We start from the raw sequence: 17,964 nt of genomic DNA, 5'->3' as shown, positions 1-17,964 counted from the left end.
TCATTCCGATAGGAGGAGCAGCCCGGGCTTATAAAAGCTATAACTCATTTTGATAAAAAAATGCCAAATTGATTGGTCAATTTGGCATCTATTATAAATTGATAACGTTTATGCCAATAGTGACTCTTCGATTGACGGGTTAACCTGATAGGTACTTGCAATCATCTGTTTTTTACCTGAACCGGGTTCCATAATGAAATCAATTCGGCCGAGGTTAATGCCTGCAAATCCCACTTGGTTGATCACTGTCTGCGTTCCTTTTAAATTTGTGACCAAGGTCGGTTCGTTTAAAAAAGTATGTGTATGACCGCCGATGATCAGATCAATATCTGATGTTTTGGAGGCGAGTACCAGATCTGAAACCTTATCATTCTCATATTGATATCCAAGGTGTGAAAGACAGATTATAAGATCGCACTTATGTTTTTCCTTTAGGATTTTAACCATTTTGTTCGCGATTTGGATCGGATCCAGATAGCGCATGCCCTTATAATTATTGGGATCTACCAGACCTTCGATATCAACACCAAGTCCAAATACACCTATTTTAATGCCACCTTTATGGAAAATGGTATAATCCTGTGTCCTTCCTTCGAGCACCGTGCCTTTAAAATCGTAGTTGGCGGTCAGAAAAGGGAATTTGGCGTGATCCAGGTATTTGACGAGCCCGTCCAGACCATTGTCAAACTCGTGATTACCAAAAGTCCCGGCATCATATCCTAATTTCGTCATGAGGTCCAATTCCAGTTTACCTCCAAAAAGGTTAAAATACGGTGTTCCTTGAAACATGTCGCCGGCATCCAGCAAAAGAAGGTTCTTTTCTTCCTTGCGGATTTTATTGATCAATGTGCTGCGGCGGGCCACACCACCCAGTCCCTGGTACTTACCACCGTCCATTGGAAAGGGCTCAATGCGGCTATGTACATCGTTTGTATGTAAAATGGTCAATTTGATCTTTTTACGTTCTGCCGCCGCCTGAAAAGGTAATGAACCCAAAGCAAGTGCTGCGGAAAATCCACCGGCTTGCTTGATAAACGTTCTCCGATTAATTGATTTTAATTCTTCCATCTAATTCCGCATTTACTTGTTTACCTGCTTTTGTTAATTCACTTACATATTCTATCAAACCTTCACGCATCCGTTGGGGGTAGTTGGTTCTGGAGACCGATTGCGTTAATAACACGAGGTTATCACCACCATTGGCCAGGTAATCATAGGTGACCAGTTTGTATAATTTGTTGTCATCAATGGGCTGTCCTTTAATTTTGATGTCCTGCACCTTGTTGCCTGTTATCGTTAAGGTCATACCTGCAATGGGCTGGCCATGTGTGGTGGCGATATAATCTGCAAGCTGACGTATTTGGCTGCCTTTTAGTTCGATAATCGTCAATGTATTTTCAAAGGGCATTACTTCAAAAATATGCCCCACGGTGATATCTCCTGCCTTGAGATCGTTACGGATTCCCCCTTTGGTTGCAAAGGCCAGATCCGCGGGATTATGGGCATAATGTGCGCTCATCCATAATAATGCTTCACAGAAAAAATTACCCATTAAGGTTTCGGGAGTTTTTTCTTTCGTGAGGGCCTTGTCGGCGTGTCCGATAACGCGGTTCATTTCAGCTTCCATCTTTTGCTTGAACGGCTCATAGATGGAAACGACAGTAGGATCTGCTTGTACCTCCTTATTAATATGATATTGCTGGAAATCCTTCTGTGTAGGGTGGAGTTGCTTTGAGCAACCGGTGACCATCAAAAGCGAAGCGACTCCAAGACTACCAATAAAGGCAATTTGCTTTGATATATTCATTATAGTTAGTTTAACCAAATATTGAGGCAAAGTTAGCCAATTAAATACGAAGAAATCTTATTCCTCATGCGCTAATTTTGCCAAAAACATAAAAACAATAAAAGCTTAACATAAATCTACGTTAAGCTTTATCATATAATTAGAAAAATAACAACCTAGTGAACCAATTCTGCCTCCGGAAGATCATCTATGGGAGTTTGACGGTCATTATTTTTCGCCAATGTATCCAATGTGTTTCCTTGAAGGATCTTTTTGTTTTTATTTTTAGCTGATAATTTGGTGCGGTAAGCTTTCCAATTCATCAGTAAAACAGAGAACAAAATCACGGCCAAACCTACAATCTGTAAGGAGGTGACGGCATGTGACGTAAAAAAATGACTTAATATTAACGCAATGATCGGATTTACATAGGCATAAGTACTTACTTCCATTGCCGGACGCACCTGTAAAAGCCATATGTAAGAGCTAAATGCGAGGATAGAACCAAATGTGATCAAATAGCCTAAGTTGAACCAGTCTACAGGAGCGACGCTGTTTAATTCAAATGATGCATACTCGCCCGTAAAAAGTGCCGTGATATTAAAAAGAACACCTGCCGTGACCATCTGCCAGGCCGTTTTGACCATCACATGTAAGTCTTCTTTTTCTTGCGCTTCCGATTTTTTGAAATATTTAGATGCCAAAGAACCTACTGTCCAGGCAATGGAGCCCAATACCAAAATGCATAAAGCAATGATCTTCAATTTTCCATTTGCATTGTCATTGGATGCCATGATCTGTTCGGCGAATAGCATAACGACTCCAATGAATCCGAGCACAACCCCGGCGACTGTTGTCATGCTGCTAAAATTCTCCTTCCATTTGGGCTTGTCGAGTAAAATAAACCAGATTGCTGCTGCTGCTGCGATTATCGCTGCCACCCCGCCCGAAACATATTGCTCGGCCCAGATGACTCCGGCCATATCGACAAACAGGAGTAAAAATCCGACGAAGGCAGCTTCTAATATGGATCGTTTATTAAAAAGTTTATAACCTTTTATGGCACAATAACTCATCAAGATCGCACTTGCGGTGACAAACCGAAATGATCCTAATATAAACGGTGGAAAGCTATGCAACGCTTTTTCTATAAAGAAAAAGGTTGATCCCCATACCACGTAAATTATAAAATAAGCAACAACAACCATGAGTGGGCTTGCCGCTTTTTTGTGTCCTTGTAACATAATGAAACCTCCTTTCTATTATTCAGGTATAACAACCTGTTGATCTTCTTTTACCGTCTGCAATACGATTGTGGTACGGGTGGAAATTATTCCTTCTACTTTACTTAACGTATTCCGCATTAAATCCACTAAACCTGTCGAATCAGCGGTTCTTACTTTGATAAGATAACCATCATCTCCAGCAATGTCGTGTACTTCCTGTACTTCCGGGATTTCAGCGAGCGCTAAGCCAACGCGCTGTTCACCGATAATGTCATTTGCTTTGATGAAAATAAATGATAAAAGTTTTTGATCGACAGCGGCAGGATTGATTTTGGCGCTGTATTTTAAGATCACGTCTTTTTGTTCAAGCTTTTTAACTCGCTCCAGTATTGCCGAAGGAGCCATACCCAATTCCCTGGCGATATCAGCATTATTGATACGCCCGTTATCCTGCATCAGACGAAGGATTTTGTAATCTACTTGATCTAAATTATATTCTACTTTTGTCATTTCGACTGCAAAGGTAATTAAAAAAGTATAATATTCAAAATATCAATGTTAGTTATGAATAATGTTCTGTAATTTCGGTTTGTATTGTGAATTTTATTCGATATGGTGTTAAGGTGTGTTGCTGGAGTTGAATCTAATTTATTGGGTAAAAAGGAATTGCGAAGGTGCTGTGGCCCGCTGCATTCAACAATTATACCGATTTCTTAATTTAATAATTATATTTCGGGTAGATAGGATGACACCCAATCCAATCAAACACCCTACGCAAACGCAGCCAAAGCGGTCCAGTGCAGCAAAATAGGAGCGGCTTTCTTGCTCATGTAAATAGACGATTATCAGCGCGACCATGGAGGTGCGCGCCACTGCCATAATATTCAGTGCCTTACAAATAACCAGTGAAGCAAGGATGCCAATAATCATCGCATAGAGTTGTGGGATAGGAACGAAGTACAGGCTAAGTCCGATAGCTGAGCCTATAAAATTTGATTTAGCACGATCGATAGCAATTTTTTTTGATTCATTTTCCTGCGGGGATATGACCAGGATAATTGAAATAAGGGTCCAGGAAACAGAGTATTCCGGAAAGGATACAAATAGAATATAGCCCAGTAAAAATCCGGTCAGTACCCGTATTGTATATATAATAAAATCTGAATGTAATGTGTATCGAAGGATAAGACTACGCATATAACAAAGAGATGTTAATTCATTAAATCGTGTTGCTGTTGCAAAAATACGAGCAAATGATGAAGGCGCGAAATAAAATTCAGGTTTGTTGCATTTTGTGTATGCGTTTTTATGCGTTTTTCCCGAAAGAATTGTGTGTTTCTTGCAATTGTTCCTTTTTCCAAAGGAGAAATTTAACTAAATTTGTTTTCTATATTTAAAAAAAGCAAATTCAGTGAAAGATCAGAATCAATTAGCCTTATTGGCAACTCGACTGAAAGGGGAGTTGTATTATACAGAAGAAGCATCACACCAAACCATGTTGCTTGCCTATTCCACGGACGCTTCGGTATATCAGGAAAAGCCGTTGGCAGTGGCTATTCCTTCTGATATAAATGATGTAAAGAATCTGATTGATTTTGCGGGGACAAACCGGACCACCTTAATTCCGCGCACCGCTGGCACATCGTTGGCAGGACAAGTCGTTGGAAATGGTATCATCATGGATATGTCCCGTCATTTTAACCGCATCCTCGAATTGAATGTGGAAGAGAAATGGGTGCGTGTGGAGCCTGGTGTCATCCGTGATGATCTGAACAGCTACCTTAAACCATTTGGGTTGATGTTTGGTCCCGAAACCTCTACCGCCAGCCGGGCCATGGTCGGAGGAATGATCGGTAATAATTCTTCTGGTCTTCATTCTATTGTGTGGGGTGATACCCGCCATAACCTGATTGCTGCAAATGTACTTTTAGATGATAAATCCGAGGTAAGCTTTGCTTCACTGGACGAGAAAAGTTACTTTAAAAAACTGTTACAGACAGACCGTGAGGGGGATATCTATCGTCACATGAATGACTTATTGACCGATCCTCAAAATCTGGCAGATATTGAGGCGGGTTATCCCAAGCGTTCAATAACCCGTCGAAATACAGGTTATGCGCTGGATATGCTAAGTGATCGGAGCCAGCCATTTAATATGTGTAATCTTCTGGCCGGCTCTGAGGGCACCCTAGCGATTGTCACAGAGGCAAAGCTACGCTTGATGGATTTGCCGCCTAAAGAATTAGGTTTATTGTGTGTTCATTTCTCCGATATGGTCGAATGTATGCGTGGCAATGTGATCGCATTAAACCATAGACCTGAGGCTTCGGAGCTGGTAGATAAGTATATTCTGGATTTTACGGTTGGTCATCCTACTTATAAATATAATCGTTTTTTTATAGAAGGCGATCCGCAGGCATTGTTAATCGTTGAATTTAGAGGCGATACGGAGGCTGAGACCGAGGCTAAAGCCATGGCTTTAAAGGCCGAGCTGATGGAAAGGGGCTTGGGTTATGCTTATCCTTATATTACTGGAATTGAGCAGACAAATCTAGTCTGGGATGTCAGAAAAGCGGGGCTCGGTCTTATCCGTAATCTCCCTGGAGACAGTCAGCCTGTAAATTTAATCGAAGACTGTGCTGTTTCTCCGGAAGATCTGCCCGAATATGTCAGTGATATTCAAAAATTATTGATTGAGGAAGGTGTACATGCATCTTACTACGCCCATGCCGGAGCAGGTGAATTGCATATTGAACCCTTTGTTAATCTGAAAACAGAAGAAGGTAAACGTACTTTCCGCTCCATACTGGAAAAAACAAGTGACCTTGTTTTAAAGTACAATGGATCATTAAGCGGAGAACATGGCGATGGGCGCTTAAGAGGTGAGTTTATAGGCAAGGTACTTGGCCAAAAGGTCTATAAGCTTTTGGAAGAAGTCAAAGTCATTTTTGATCCACTGGGGATTTTTAATGCCAATAAAATTGTCAACACACCGCCAATGGATGCCCATCTACGCTACGATAACGACAAGAATAGAACGGCTATAAAGACATATTTCGATTTTTCCAAAGATGAATCCATTCTCCGGCTGGCGGAAAAATGCTCGGGATCGGGCGATTGTCGAAAAACGGAAATTACCGGTGGCACCATGTGTCCTTCTTTTATGGCGACCCGTGATGAGAAGGATACAACACGTGCCAGAGCAAATATGCTACGTCAATTTTTGACCAATTCCACAAAGAAAAACCGCTTTGATCATGAGGAAATCAAGGAAGTTATGGATCTATGTTTGAGCTGCAAAGGCTGTAAAACAGAATGCCCGTCGAGTGTGGACGTCGCTAAAATGAAAGCAGAATTTTTACAGCATTATTACGATGAACACGGTGCTGGCTTCCGAACGAAATTGATTGCTAATTTTACCGATTCTCAAAAACTGGGTTCGCTGGTCGCTCCACTTTACAATTTTGTGGTGAAGAACGATTTTCTGTCCGGTTTAGTTAAAAAAATGGTCGGATTTGCTCCAAAGCGTTCACTTCCTACAGTGAATGGAACGACATTAAGCCAATGGGTCAGGAAACAAAAGATCGAGCCACAGGCTAAACGCCGTGTCTATCTGTTCTCTGATGAGTTCACCGAATACAATGATGCTGAGATCGGTATCACGGCCTATAAACTGTTAACGGCCTTGGGTTACGAGGTGGTTATTCCAAAACATGTGCAAAGTGGGCGGACTTTTCTCTCCAAAGGATTTGTCAAAGAAGCAAAAAAAATTGCTAACCAGAACATCAGTTTTCTAAAGGATCTGATCACAGATGACACGCCGTTGTTAGGTATTGAACCATCTGGAATAATTACATTCAGGGACGAATACCTAAGTTTGGTTGATGAAAATCTGCGTAGTGATGCACTTCGGGTAGCAAAAAATGCACTTATGATTGACGAGTTTCTTTTAGCGGAAATTGAAGCCGGTCGTATCCACCGGGAGCAGTTTACTGCCGATGAGAGAAAAATTAAATTGCACGGGCATTGCTACCAAAAGGCTTTTCATTTGGTGGGCATTACCCAGCAAGTCTTGTCTTTCCCGTTAAATTACTCCGTTGAAGTCATTCCGTCGGGCTGCTGTGGTATGGCGGGATCCTTTGGCTATGAGGCCGAACATTATGATGTTTCGATGAAAGTGGCGGAATTGGTTTTATTACCCGCTGTACGTAAAACGGATACCACAACTTTAATCGCAGCAGCGGGTACCTCGTGCCGGCATCAGATCAAGGATGGTGCTGGCAGAAAATCCTTCCATCCCGTTGAAATTTTATACGATGCTTTATTGAAATAAAATAAAAACATTGCCAATGGTTGTTTGTTATCAGTAATAATAGTAATATTATAAGAGCAATATTGCAATGATTACTGATAATAAACAAATCACCATGTACAAAATTCAATCTATAGCCATTCTCGCAACAGCTACGCTGATGTTGGCTGCTTGCGGAAATTCTAATCAGAAGAAAAACGATGGAAGTGATACCGCAACGGCAAACACCATTGAGCGGGTGCGCATCGAAAAATTTACGAACGGCACTCCCGGACCTGAAAAAAAGAATTTCTTTTTGCGTATCACCGATGAAGTAAAGACCGATTCGAGCCGTATTTATACAACGAAATCACTTTACAATCAGGATACTGTCGGTGCGAAATTTGAAATTATTGATTTCATACCCGCAGGTATTATTGATGGGCAACCAAGTGACGACGTCGGATTTACCAAAGGGAAAATTAAAATCACTAGTCTAGGTACGCAATCCAATAATCTAGTCAAAGCCTTGGGTGAATTGTTTCAAATGCCAACTAGCGATGCCTTTACAAAGGACGTAGTATTGCCCAATGTCTTCTCATCCAATAAAATGAATGTTGATTTATCAAAGAAAACCGCATATAGTTTTAAACTCTTTTTAGAGAATAAAAAAGCAGAACCGGCGGAGTTGTTTTTTAATATAGATACGTATAAGCATGGTATTGAATTTTCCGAAAAAGATCCATCTTTCCGTGCAGGATTATTATCAGCTTTCACTGGAAAGTAAATCGTTAATACGGGATTAACGCAGAGTAACCGTATTTGGACAGGAGTTACACATTCAATATTGAAATAGAAAACGGCTGGATAATTTGGCAATATCCAGCCATTTTTTTATTATTTATTCTGCATGTTGTGAGCCTTTTTAGGTGATATGTATTAGGTAACGGCTCCCACTGGATACAGCGCAAAAGAAGTTTGCCAATTTTTAAATTATTTTTTTTGAAAATCTCGTTTGCTAAACGAAAAGGGTTATCTTTGTGCTAATAAATTTAGTTTTATTTATGAAGCATTCAGGGACAGCAGACCTGCCGCTGCACTATGGAAAGGTGCCCGCCTGGCTCTATGAGCGGATGAGCACATTAGGCAAGTCCATTGTAGAGGTGATCCTGATGGACTATGGGCAGGATGAGGTGCTCAGGCGATTGGCAGATCCGTTTTGGTTCCAAAGTTTTGGTGCGGTACTGGGTATGGACTGGCATTCATCAGGTATTACCACGTCGGTTATGGGCGCGTTAAAACGCGCCATTAATCCCTGTGCGGACGCATTTGGTCTCTATATATGCGGCGGTAAAGGTAAATTCTCCAAAGACACACCACAAGAGCTACTTTACCTCGCGGACAAAACAGGTTTGGATGGCAATAGCTTGGTTCGGACAAGCAAGTTGGTCGCAAAAGTAGATAGTACGGCGATACAAGACGGTTATCAGTTGTATCTGCATAATTTTATTGTCGCTAAGAACGGTCATTGGGCCGTGGTACAACAGGGGATGCACGATCATGATGGAACTGCCCGTCGTTACCATTGGCATTCGGAGAACGTCCGTTCGTTCATTGAGGAACCACATACAGGTATCAAAGGTTGTCCACAGGGAATAATTTTAAATTTAACAGCATCTGGAGCAGCTCCGAACAGGACAGGTATCATGACACTCGTCAACGAGGATTCTTCAGATGTCTTAGTAGACTTTAAAAGATTGCTGATGCCTTCTCATCATGATGTTAGGACTTCGGATGTTGATCTCAAAAGGTTAGGAGCAATGTTATATGTTGCACGGGAAAATCAACCTAAAAATTTTGAGGATCTTTTGTTATTAAAAGGCATGGGCCCCCGCACTTTACAATCGCTGGCCCTTGTCAGCGAGGTGATCCATGGAGCTCCTGCGCGATTTAATGATCCCGCACGCTTCTCTTTTGCACACGGTGGAAAGGATGGACATCCCTTTCCTGTTCCCCTGGATATTTATGATCAAAGTATTCAGGTCTTACAAAAAGGTATTGAAAAGTCAAAGCTGGGCAATAGCGACAAATTAAAATCCATGAATAAACTCCATCAGATCGTTCTAGAAGCGGAGCATAATTTTACGCCTCAGTTTGATATTCAGCAGATAATAGAGGAAGAACGCAGAAATTCATGGAAATACAATGGCCGGACAGTCTTTGGTCGCGCAAAGCCTCCAAAGGCTGATGAAACAGGTACACAGCTTTCACTTTTTTGAGTAAGATCGCCGGATTGTAATCCTTTTGTTAAATTGTGTTAAACCTTATTAAAATTATTTCTGCGCTAGTATATTTGCTCACAAATGAAAGCGGTTATTACAATTCTATGTTTTATAGTCTTCCTATTAATTAGGAGCGGTAATAGCCATGCTGTGCTAAACGAGTCTGACCGTCCTGCGATCAGTTTCATGTATCAGCATAATGAGGCAAATTTAAAGGACAAGATTACTTCGCTGACCTCCCGCATTGATCCCCTTATTGCAGGAAATGTACACGATGAAAATCCCGTCATTGAAGAATTTAACAGTGAGAATTTCCAATTAACCAAAGATCTTCAAACAGCTTCTGATTTTGTCGCATTATTGCTTTGTGCGGTCGTATTTTTCATTTTTGTGTTTCGGTTTGCAAAGAAAATCCCTTTTTGCAATTTTGTTGCTTATTTATATCCCCAAAGGTATATTTTCCAACAAAACTGGAGAATTTAATAGCCAATCCCCCGAAACAGCTTAACCTTATTTTTTTTATTTCTGTATCAATCGGATTTTCATTTCTCCGTTAATGATTTTACCGTTTTTGCATCTTACAACAAGCTCAGGATAGGTTGTTTCAATTCCCATATCAAACAAACAATCAAACTTATTTTTAATTAGACGCTTACAAATGAAAAGAGTATTTATGCTCGTTAATTTGGCTATCGTATTATGCCAAATTGGGTGTACTTCCAAAAAGGAAGAAAAAGAAGAGAAAGAAAAATTCAATGTGACTTCTCCGGTACAAATGGATACAACCATCCGTAAAGATTTTGTATCCCAGATTAAGTCTTTCCGTAATATCGAATTACGCGCACAGGAAAAGGGATATCTGGAACAAATTTTTGTGGACGAAGGACAGTATGTACACAAAGGACAACTGCTGTTCCGCATTATGCCCAAAATGTATGAAGCAGAGTTTAGAAAATCCATGGCCGAAGTGAATGTTGCCGAGATTGAAGTACAGAATACCAAGAGCCTGGCGGATAAAAATGTGGTGTCCCCGAATGAACTGGCCATGGCCAAAGCTAAATTGGAACAGGCCAAAGCCGCTGCAGCTATCGCTAAATTACACCTTTCTTTTACGGAGATCAGAGCACCGTTCGATGGTACAATTGACCGAATTCCATTAAAGTTAGGAAGCCTGGTGGATGAAGGGGAGTTGTTGACGAGCCTTTCTGACAATAGCCAGATGCTTGTCTACTTCAATGTTTCGGAACCAGAGTACCTTAATTATCAGACGAATGTCAGTAAACGGGGGGATACCCACGTTGGATTGTTGCTTGCCAATAATGAATTGCTTCCGGCGCATGGCGTGGTAGAAACCATCGAGAGTGAATTTGACAGTGAAACAGGAAATATTGCGTTTAGAGCCCGCTTCCCAAATCCCAGCCGTTTACTAAAACACGGTGAAAGCGGGAAGGTCGTGATGAATTTCCCATTGAAGCAGGCATTGATTATACCGCAAAAAGCAACCTATGAATTGCAGGATCGTAAATACGTGTATGTTGTGGACAAAGACGGCAAACTAAAGGCCCGCCACATCACCATAGGTAATTCCCTTCCTGATCTTTATGTGGTTGCAAGTGGACTTCAAAAAGACGACAAATTCTTACTGGATGGCATACAGAAAGTGAAAGAGGACGAAAAGATCAACTATAGTTTCGTTCAGCCAAAAGAGGCCATTTCTAATTTGAAGTTAAAAACAGAATAAATCCTCATACTCTTAAATTACTATGTTTAGTCGTTTTATAAATAGACCTGTCCTTTCGATTGTCATATCACTGATCATTGTGTTTCTGGGGATTCTTTCGATGGTACAACTTCCGGTAACTCAGTTTCCGTCCATATCGCCACCTAAAGTAAATATTACCGCAGAATATCCGGGGGCGAATGGTGAATTGATGATCAAATCAGTGATTATTCCGCTTGAACGCGCCATAAATGGTGTTCCCGGAATGAAATATATGGCTTCAGACGCGGGTAACGACGGTGAGGCCAGCATACAGGTGGTGTTCAATCTGGGCACGGATCCAAATCAAGCTTCCTTGAACGTGCAAAACCGCGTGGCTTCTGTTGTCAATAAGCTTCCGCCCATTGTCGTCCGTGAGGGAGTAAAGATTACACGAGAAGAATCCAATATGTTGATGTATATCAACCTCTTTAGTAAGGATAAAGATCTCGATGGAAATTTTATGTACAATTATGCCGATATGAATATTGTTTCGGAACTGCGGCGTGTAGACGGCGTTGGTGTGGCAAATATTCTAGGAACACGGGAATTGGCCATGCGGATCTGGTTGAAGCCTGATCGCATGACAGCGTATAAAATTTCAGCGGAGGAGGTCATGAAAGCCCTCTCAGAGCAAAGTTTGGAAGCGTCTCCGGGTAAAGCCGGGGAATCATCCGGTATTACTTCACAATCTTTTGAATATGTGCTGAAATATCCCGGACGTTTTACCACGACAGAAGGCTATGGCAATATCGTGCTCCGCACAAATGCAAACGGTGAAATGTTACGCCTGAGGGACGTTGCGGACATTAAATTCGGTTCGGCAATGTATGATATCTATTCAACCTTAAATGGAAAACCCTCCGCCGCAATCGTGCTGAAACAATCCTATGGCAGTAATGCTTCTCAGGTTATCCAGGATGTTAAAGACAAAATGAAAGAACTGAAAAGCTCATTTCCAAAAGGACTGGATTATGAGATCAGTTATGATGTCTCTAAATTTTTGGACGCCTCCATGGAAAAGGTTATTCATACCCTAGTTGAAGCCTTTATTTTGGTAGCGATCGTTGTCTTCCTATTCCTGGGGGATTGGCGTTCCACATTGATTCCGACCATTGCGGTGCCGGTTTCCTTAGTGGGATCGTTTCTTTTTATGCAATTTTTTGGTATCACAATCAACCTGATTACCTTGTTTGCCCTTGTATTGGCCATTGGTGTTGTGGTTGATGATGCCATTGTCGTTATCGAGGCGGTGCACGCCAAGATGGAGGAATTGCATATTTCTGCTTATCAGGCGACGAAGAAAGCAATGCACGAAATCAGTGGGGCGATCATAGCGATAACCTTCTTGATGGCAGCAGTATTTATACCTGTAGCCTTTATGTCGGGGCCTGTCGGTATATTTTATCGCCAGTTTTCCATTACAATGGCGACTTCCATCATCTTATCGGGCGTGGTGGCCCTGACGCTGACGCCTGCGCTCTGTGCCATTATGTTAAAGAACAGCCATGGAAAGGCACGCAAAAAATCCGTTGTGGACAAATTTTTAGATTCCTTCAATCGCTTGTTCGATAAAATGTCAAACAAATATGTTTTCTTGCTGAAAGGCATTGTCGACAAGCGTCTCTTTACTTTTGTGGTGTTGATCGGATTCTGTATCGGGGCTTATTTTTTAAACAATGCCGTACCGGCAGGTTTTATTCCAAATGAAGACCAGGGAATGATTTACGCCATTATCCAAACGCCGCCGGGATCGACTTTAGAGCGTACAAATCTGGCCGCTCAAACCTTGCAGAAGGAAGCGGAGGATATTGATGGTGTACAATCCGTTTCTTCGCTGGCAGGTTATGAGATATTAACGGAGGGAACCGGAGCCAACACCGGAACCTGTCTGATCAATTTAAAAAGCTGGGAGGAGCGTAAGGAATCCTCACAGGAAATTATCGAACAGCTGGAAAACGCCGCAAAAAATATTCCCGGTGCTTCCATTGAATTTTTTCAGCCACCAGCAGTACCGGGCTATGGTGCCGCCGGAGGATTTGAATTGCGGCTTTTGGATAAAGCCGGCTCTGGTGACTACAAGAAAATGGAGACCGTGAGTAAGGATTTTGTCCGGGAATTGAACAAACGACCTGAGCTATCCTCTGTTTTTACCTTTTATAGTGCGAGCTTTCCACAGTATATGCTCCATATTGACAATGATATGGCTCAATTAAAAGGCGTTACGATTGATAATGCGCTGAATACACTCTCGACCTTGGTGGGCAGTAACTACGAAACCAACTTTATTAAGTATGACCGACAATATAAGGTCATGGTGCAGGCATTGCCCCAATATAGAGCTCTTCCTGAAGATATCTTGAAGTTATACGTGAAAAATGACAAGGATGAGATGGTACCTTTCTCCGCATTTATGCATATGGAAAAGGTATATGGACTGTCTGAGATCACACGACATAATATGTACATGGCCTCCGAGATTTCGGGTTCTGCTGCTCCGGGTTATAGCAGTGGTGAAGCGATTCAGGTAATCAACGAAGTCGCCGCTAAAACGCTACCACAGGGCTATGGCATAGATTGGGCCGGTATTTCCAAAGACCAGGTGGGGCGCGGTAACCAGGCCATTTATACCTTTTTGATCTGTCTGGGCTTTGTCTACCTTATTTTATCGGCACAGTATGAAAGCTTTATCATGCCGTTTGCGGTATTGCTTTCCTTGCCAATTGGTATTTTCGGTGCATTTTTCTTATTGAAAGTCCTGGGACTGGAAAATAATATTTACGCTCAGGTAGCCTTGGTTATGCTTATTGGTTTACTCGGTAAGAATGCCGTCTTAATCGTTGAATTTGCCACACAGCGGCATGCGCAGGGGCTAAGTATTATCGAAGCGGCACTGGAGGGTGCCAAAGTAAGGTTTAGACCTATTTTAATGACATCGTTTGCATTTATTGCAGGCTTGATTCCATTGGTGTTGGCCTCCGGACCGGGAGCGATCGGTAACCGGACGATCGGTACGGCAGCAGCAGGAGGTATGCTATTCGGAACTGTGTTTGGTATCCTTATCATACCGGGTCTTTACTTTATTTTTGGAACAATTGCTTCCAAACGCAAGCTCATCAAACATGAAGATGAAAATCCATTAACAGAAGAAATCGATAACAATGGCTAGTCAAAAATATAAATACTGGATGATAGGAGTTCTGTTGTCAGCGGCGGTGACCGGCTGTAAAGTCCCTAAAGCGACGCAGATTCAAGAAAATAAGCAGGTGCCACAGCAATTTGTCGAAGCATTGGCACCGGATACAACGAATTCGGCGAGCGTGAAATGGCGCGATTTTTTTAGCGATCCCAATTTAGTCACGTTAATTGATACCGCATTAAAAAATAATCAGGAGTTAAATGTGACCTTGCAGGAATTGGCAATCGCCAAAAACGATATCTTATTGCGAAAAGGAGCATTGAAACCAAGTGTAGGTTTGCGTGCCGGTGGAGGTGTGGAAAAAGTCGGCCGGTATACCAGCCAAGGGGCAGGTGATGCCAGCACGGAGATAGCCCCCGGCAAGGAAATGCCCGATCCACTGGGTGATTTAACGATAGGAGCTTATGCAAGCTGGGAAATTGACGTCTGGAAGAAGCTAAAAGATTCCGAACAGGCAGCATTGAACCGTTATCTTGCGACAGTCGAAGGTAAAAACTTTGTGCTGAGCAGCCTTATTGCAGAGGTTGCACGCTCTTATTATGAACTGTTGGCGTTAGATAACCAACTGACGATCATCAAACAAAATATCGAGGTGCAGGACAATGCGCTGGAGGTAATCAAACTACAGAAGCAAGCGGCACGTGTAACGGAACTTGCGGTTCAGAAATTTCAGGCCGAGGTATTGAAAACCAAGGGCATGGAATTCGAGACGCGGCAACAGATTAAAGAAACGGAAAACCGGATCAATTTTCTTTTAGGACGTTTCCCACAGGAGATAAAGCGTGATAAAAGCAGTTTCGTGGATATGGTACCGGCCAGGGTACAAACAGGTATACCGAGCCAATTGTTGAGCAATAGACCTGATATTCGTGAGGCAGAATATGAATTGGCGGCTGCTAAATTGGATGTGCAGATTGCAAGAAAAGAGTTTTATCCGTCTTTGGAGATATCGGCTGCTCTTGGCTTGCAAGCTTTTAAACCGTCCTATCTATTTAAAATGCCCGAATCCATGTTGTACAATATTATAGGTGAGCTGGCAGCGCCCCTGTTGAACAAAAATGGGCTGAAAGCAGAATTCAATACCGCAAATGCAAAACAGATACAGGCGGTTTATAACTACGAGAAGACGATTCTAAATGCCTATCTCGAAGTATCCACGCAACTCTCCAATATCGAGAATCTTGGAAAGAGTTATGATTTTAAGACCAAAGAAGTTGAGGTACTCAATAATTCGGTTACCGTTTCAGGTGATCTATTTAAATCGGCACGTGCCGACTATATGGAAGTGCTGATGACACAACGTGATGTACTGGATTCAAAACTTGAATTAATAGAAACTAAGAAGCAACAGCTGAATGCTGTTGTCAATGTCTACAAAGATTTGGGAGGAGGCTGGAAATAAGTTGTTTGTTTGAATGGACCCCGCTAGGCGGGGTTCTTTTTTGCTCTCACCACTAAAATTATTTCTTGCAAAAATAGAATTAATGCTTATTTTTAATTTATATTAATATATCATATTTATCTGTTTTATGGAATCACAAGAATATTTACTTATTAATGATGAGGCTGAAAGAGGAGTTTTTTACAAAAAAACATATCTTCATGTTGCCCTTTCGATTTTGGCATTTATTGTTTTAGAAAGTCTGTTGATAAAATTAGTGCCTTATGATTTTATCGTCTGGATGGTCAGCGGAAAGTTTATCTGGTTATTTCTTCTTGGTTGCTTCTGGTTAGGAGCATCGCTTTCTTCGAGATGGACCTTAGCCCAGAGCCGACAGACTCAGTATATAGGGTTGGCATTCTACATCGTGTTGGAGGCGATTATTTTCCTACCGATGATTTACATCGCTGCGGCGATGACCGATGGCGCAAGTATGCTGTATCAGGCAAGTATCATGACTGTTGCCCTGTTTACAGCATTGACGGCAGTGGCCTTTATGTCAAATAAGGATTTTTCTTTTCTGAAAAATATCCTTGTTATCGGTGGCTTCCTGGCCTTAGGTGCAATTGTCGCCGGTGCAATATTTGGATTTCAATTGGGGTTGTGGTTTTCTGTATTCATGGTTTTGATCGCTTCCGGCAGCATCTTATACCAGACACAAAATCTAAAATATAACTATGGCAATGAGCAATATGTCGGAGCAGCATTGCAGCTATTTTCTTCGATTATGTTGCTGTTTTGGTATATCTTGCGTATTCTGATGAGCCGCCGTTAATTCGGTTTGTTTTCAGGGAAAGTGAAAAAAGTAATTAGCACATATTTGAATGTGCGCTAATTACTTTTTTTTGTGCCAATGTTTTCTAAGCTATTTTAAAACGTTTTTCAGATTTTTTTTAGCCCCTGATCAAAATCTTTATTTATATTCATAAATAGTTTCATTCAATTCCGGGGATAGGGCGATTTATCTAAGCGTCATATGTTGGCACAGGAGATATTCTGATGTTTTGCTTGTTATTTCAATAATTCTAAATGTGTGCTTATTCCGATTCTGTTCCAGGCATTGATCGTAGTAATTGCGATGATGATCTGTGCAATTTGTTTTTCATCAAAAAGATGCTTTGCTTTCTGATAGGTTTGCTCCGTTAAGCCCTGTTGGTGAATTAATGTGATTTCCTCTGTCATCTCCAATAAGACCTGTTCTTCGGCATTAAATAATTCGGTTTCGCGCCAAGCGTTCAGTAAAAATATCCTTTGTGGAGTTTCACCATACTTTAACGCGTCCTTTGTATGCATATCCAGGCAAAACGCACATCCATTAATTTGAGATGCCCTTATCTTAATGAGCTCTTTTTGGATAGGAGTTAAAAAAGTGTCAGCAAGATAGGTTTCTAAACCCATCATTGCTTTGTACGCTGTGGCGTCTACTTTTGCAATATTTAATCGTGCTGTCATTGTGTTATATTTTTATACGACAAAGTTGAAGGAAAGATTGAATAATAAACTTAAACTGGTTTAAGAAAGCCAATCAAAGCCGCATTTAGCACCTTAGTCGATAAGAATTATTCACGGATGAATCTTCTTATTCAGATATCATCAGGTAATAGTTGTCCGGATCCCGAAGAATAAACTGATTTTTTAGGGAGTTTTCATTGTAATGAATTTCCTTTTCGAAAGTAGCATCGAGTTTGGTGGCATTTTCAAATACCTCCTGGAGATTGGCTACCCGAAAGAATAAGATGAGACCATTTCCGGCATTTTTGGGTTGGAGTAGTGTAGGGTGTGCGTGTTCACCCCATTTGTGAAGGCATAAAATGACATGGTTATCGACTGTTAGTATCTCAAAAGTCTCGCCACCATGTGCGCTGTTGCAGCCCAGTAGTTTCTGATAAAATGATGAACTTGCTGGAACACTTTCCACAGCGATTATTGTTTCTGTTCTGACCATTGGTTTAATTTTTGGTATTTAATAATTCCTTAGCC

The 17,964-nt window shown here is 41.5% G+C and carries 15 protein-coding genes; 8 read left to right on the top strand and 7 right to left on the bottom strand.

Annotated elements, in window-relative coordinates; genetic code table 11:
* Positions 1-108: 108 nt before the first annotated feature.
* The 5 genes from B4G94_RS05195 to B4G94_RS05175 all read right to left on the bottom strand — a co-directional run bounded on the left by B4G94_RS05195 (position 109) and on the right by B4G94_RS05175 (position 4,209).
* Entirely contained in the window at positions 109-1,068 is a 960-nt protein-coding gene (locus B4G94_RS05195) for a bifunctional metallophosphatase/5'-nucleotidase (RefSeq protein ID WP_108631793.1), read from the bottom strand.
* Complete coding sequence (locus B4G94_RS05190; RefSeq protein ID WP_241254993.1) at positions 1,046-1,807, bottom strand: 5'-nucleotidase C-terminal domain-containing protein; 762 nt, start codon at positions 1,805-1,807, stop codon at positions 1,046-1,048. The genes B4G94_RS05195 and B4G94_RS05190 overlap by 23 nt, the downstream gene beginning before the upstream one ends.
* Positions 1,808-1,962: 155 nt before the next feature.
* The gene (locus B4G94_RS05185; RefSeq protein WP_165306713.1) at positions 1,963-3,030 is read right to left on the bottom strand and encodes an EamA family transporter; all 1,068 of its coding nucleotides are present in this window, start codon (positions 3,028-3,030) and stop codon (positions 1,963-1,965) included.
* An 18-nt stretch (positions 3,031-3,048) separates the two neighbouring features.
* Complete coding sequence (locus B4G94_RS05180; RefSeq protein ID WP_104381980.1) at positions 3,049-3,522, bottom strand: Lrp/AsnC family transcriptional regulator; 474 nt, start codon at positions 3,520-3,522, stop codon at positions 3,049-3,051.
* A gap of 183 nt (positions 3,523-3,705) precedes the next feature.
* The gene (locus B4G94_RS05175) at positions 3,706-4,209 is read right to left on the bottom strand and encodes an FUSC family protein (protein ID WP_165306714.1); all 504 of its coding nucleotides are present in this window, start codon (positions 4,207-4,209) and stop codon (positions 3,706-3,708) included.
* A gap of 214 nt (positions 4,210-4,423) precedes the next feature.
* Here B4G94_RS05175 and B4G94_RS05170 point away from each other — a divergent pair, with 214 nt between their 5' ends.
* The 8 genes from B4G94_RS05170 (at position 4,424) to B4G94_RS05135 (ending at position 16,759) form a co-directional block, all read left to right on the top strand.
* Positions 4,424-7,345, top strand: a complete 2,922-nt coding sequence (locus tag B4G94_RS05170; RefSeq protein WP_286857562.1) for an FAD-binding and (Fe-S)-binding domain-containing protein — start codon at positions 4,424-4,426, stop codon at positions 7,343-7,345.
* Positions 7,346-7,439: 94 nt separating this feature from the next.
* Complete coding sequence (locus B4G94_RS05165; RefSeq protein WP_165306715.1) at positions 7,440-8,090, top strand: hypothetical protein; 651 nt, start codon at positions 7,440-7,442, stop codon at positions 8,088-8,090.
* A 277-nt stretch (positions 8,091-8,367) separates the two neighbouring features.
* A complete protein-coding gene (locus B4G94_RS05160; RefSeq protein WP_286857561.1) occupies positions 8,368-9,582 on the top strand; it encodes a DUF763 domain-containing protein in 1,215 nt (404 codons plus the stop codon).
* An 84-nt stretch (positions 9,583-9,666) separates the two neighbouring features.
* Positions 9,667-10,068, top strand: a complete 402-nt coding sequence (locus B4G94_RS05155) for a hypothetical protein (RefSeq protein ID WP_165306717.1) — start codon at positions 9,667-9,669, stop codon at positions 10,066-10,068.
* 175 nt (positions 10,069-10,243) lie between these two features.
* Positions 10,244-11,326, top strand: coding sequence for an efflux RND transporter periplasmic adaptor subunit (locus B4G94_RS05150; protein ID WP_286857560.1), 1,083 nt, complete (start codon positions 10,244-10,246; stop codon positions 11,324-11,326).
* A 22-nt stretch (positions 11,327-11,348) separates the two neighbouring features.
* A complete protein-coding gene (locus tag B4G94_RS05145) occupies positions 11,349-14,513 on the top strand; it encodes an efflux RND transporter permease subunit (RefSeq protein ID WP_286857559.1) in 3,165 nt (1,054 codons plus the stop codon).
* Positions 14,506-15,945, top strand: a complete 1,440-nt coding sequence (locus tag B4G94_RS05140; protein ID WP_108631785.1) for a TolC family protein — start codon at positions 14,506-14,508, stop codon at positions 15,943-15,945. The genes B4G94_RS05145 and B4G94_RS05140 overlap by 8 nt, the downstream gene beginning before the upstream one ends.
* 127 nt (positions 15,946-16,072) lie before the next feature.
* Positions 16,073-16,759, top strand: a complete 687-nt coding sequence (locus B4G94_RS05135) for a Bax inhibitor-1/YccA family protein (RefSeq protein ID WP_286857557.1) — start codon at positions 16,073-16,075, stop codon at positions 16,757-16,759.
* A 236-nt stretch (positions 16,760-16,995) separates the two neighbouring features.
* Here the strand turns inward: B4G94_RS05135 and B4G94_RS05130 are convergent, their stop codons facing one another.
* Both B4G94_RS05130 and B4G94_RS05125 read right to left on the bottom strand, forming a co-directional pair.
* Positions 16,996-17,436, bottom strand: coding sequence for a carboxymuconolactone decarboxylase family protein (locus tag B4G94_RS05130; protein ID WP_108631783.1), 441 nt, complete (start codon positions 17,434-17,436; stop codon positions 16,996-16,998).
* Between the two features lie 127 nt (positions 17,437-17,563).
* Positions 17,564-17,929 (bottom strand): VOC family protein, encoded by a 366-nt coding sequence (locus B4G94_RS05125; RefSeq protein WP_108631782.1) that lies wholly within the window; start codon positions 17,927-17,929, stop codon positions 17,564-17,566.
* Positions 17,930-17,964 lie beyond the last annotated feature (35 nt).

The organism is Sphingobacterium sp. UBA7625 (genome assembly GCF_002484085.1).
Lineage (GTDB): Bacteria > Bacteroidota > Bacteroidia > Sphingobacteriales > Sphingobacteriaceae > Sphingobacterium > Sphingobacterium athyrii.
This window is presented reverse-complemented; position numbering and strand designations above follow the sequence as displayed.

What these genes read in the sequence shown, in the direction of transcription:
- B4G94_RS05180 (WP_104381980.1), bottom strand. Translation starts at nt 3,522, where the DNA reads ATGACAAAAGTAGAATATAATTTAGATCAAGTAGATTACAAAATCCTT.
- B4G94_RS05195 (WP_108631793.1), bottom strand. Translation starts at nt 1,068, where the DNA reads ATGGAAGAATTAAAATCAATTAATCGGAGAACGTTTATCAAGCAAGCC.
- B4G94_RS05145 (WP_286857559.1), top strand. Translation starts at nt 11,349, where the DNA reads ATGTTTAGTCGTTTTATAAATAGACCTGTCCTTTCGATTGTCATATCA.
- B4G94_RS05135 (WP_286857557.1), top strand. Translation starts at nt 16,073, where the DNA reads ATGGAATCACAAGAATATTTACTTATTAATGATGAGGCTGAAAGAGGA.
- B4G94_RS05160 (WP_286857561.1), top strand. Translation starts at nt 8,368, where the DNA reads ATGAAGCATTCAGGGACAGCAGACCTGCCGCTGCACTATGGAAAGGTG.
- B4G94_RS05130 (WP_108631783.1), bottom strand. Translation starts at nt 17,436, where the DNA reads ATGACAGCACGATTAAATATTGCAAAAGTAGACGCCACAGCGTACAAA.
- B4G94_RS05140 (WP_108631785.1), top strand. Translation starts at nt 14,506, where the DNA reads ATGGCTAGTCAAAAATATAAATACTGGATGATAGGAGTTCTGTTGTCA.
- B4G94_RS05190 (WP_241254993.1), bottom strand. Translation starts at nt 1,807, where the DNA reads ATGAATATATCAAAGCAAATTGCCTTTATTGGTAGTCTTGGAGTCGCT.
- B4G94_RS05185 (WP_165306713.1), bottom strand. Translation starts at nt 3,030, where the DNA reads ATGTTACAAGGACACAAAAAAGCGGCAAGCCCACTCATGGTTGTTGTT.
- B4G94_RS05175 (WP_165306714.1), bottom strand. Translation starts at nt 4,209, where the DNA reads ATGCGTAGTCTTATCCTTCGATACACATTACATTCAGATTTTATTATA.
- B4G94_RS05125 (WP_108631782.1), bottom strand. Translation starts at nt 17,929, where the DNA reads ATGGTCAGAACAGAAACAATAATCGCTGTGGAAAGTGTTCCAGCAAGT.
- B4G94_RS05155 (WP_165306717.1), top strand. Translation starts at nt 9,667, where the DNA reads ATGAAAGCGGTTATTACAATTCTATGTTTTATAGTCTTCCTATTAATT.
- B4G94_RS05165 (WP_165306715.1), top strand. Translation starts at nt 7,440, where the DNA reads ATGTACAAAATTCAATCTATAGCCATTCTCGCAACAGCTACGCTGATG.
- B4G94_RS05150 (WP_286857560.1), top strand. Translation starts at nt 10,244, where the DNA reads ATGAAAAGAGTATTTATGCTCGTTAATTTGGCTATCGTATTATGCCAA.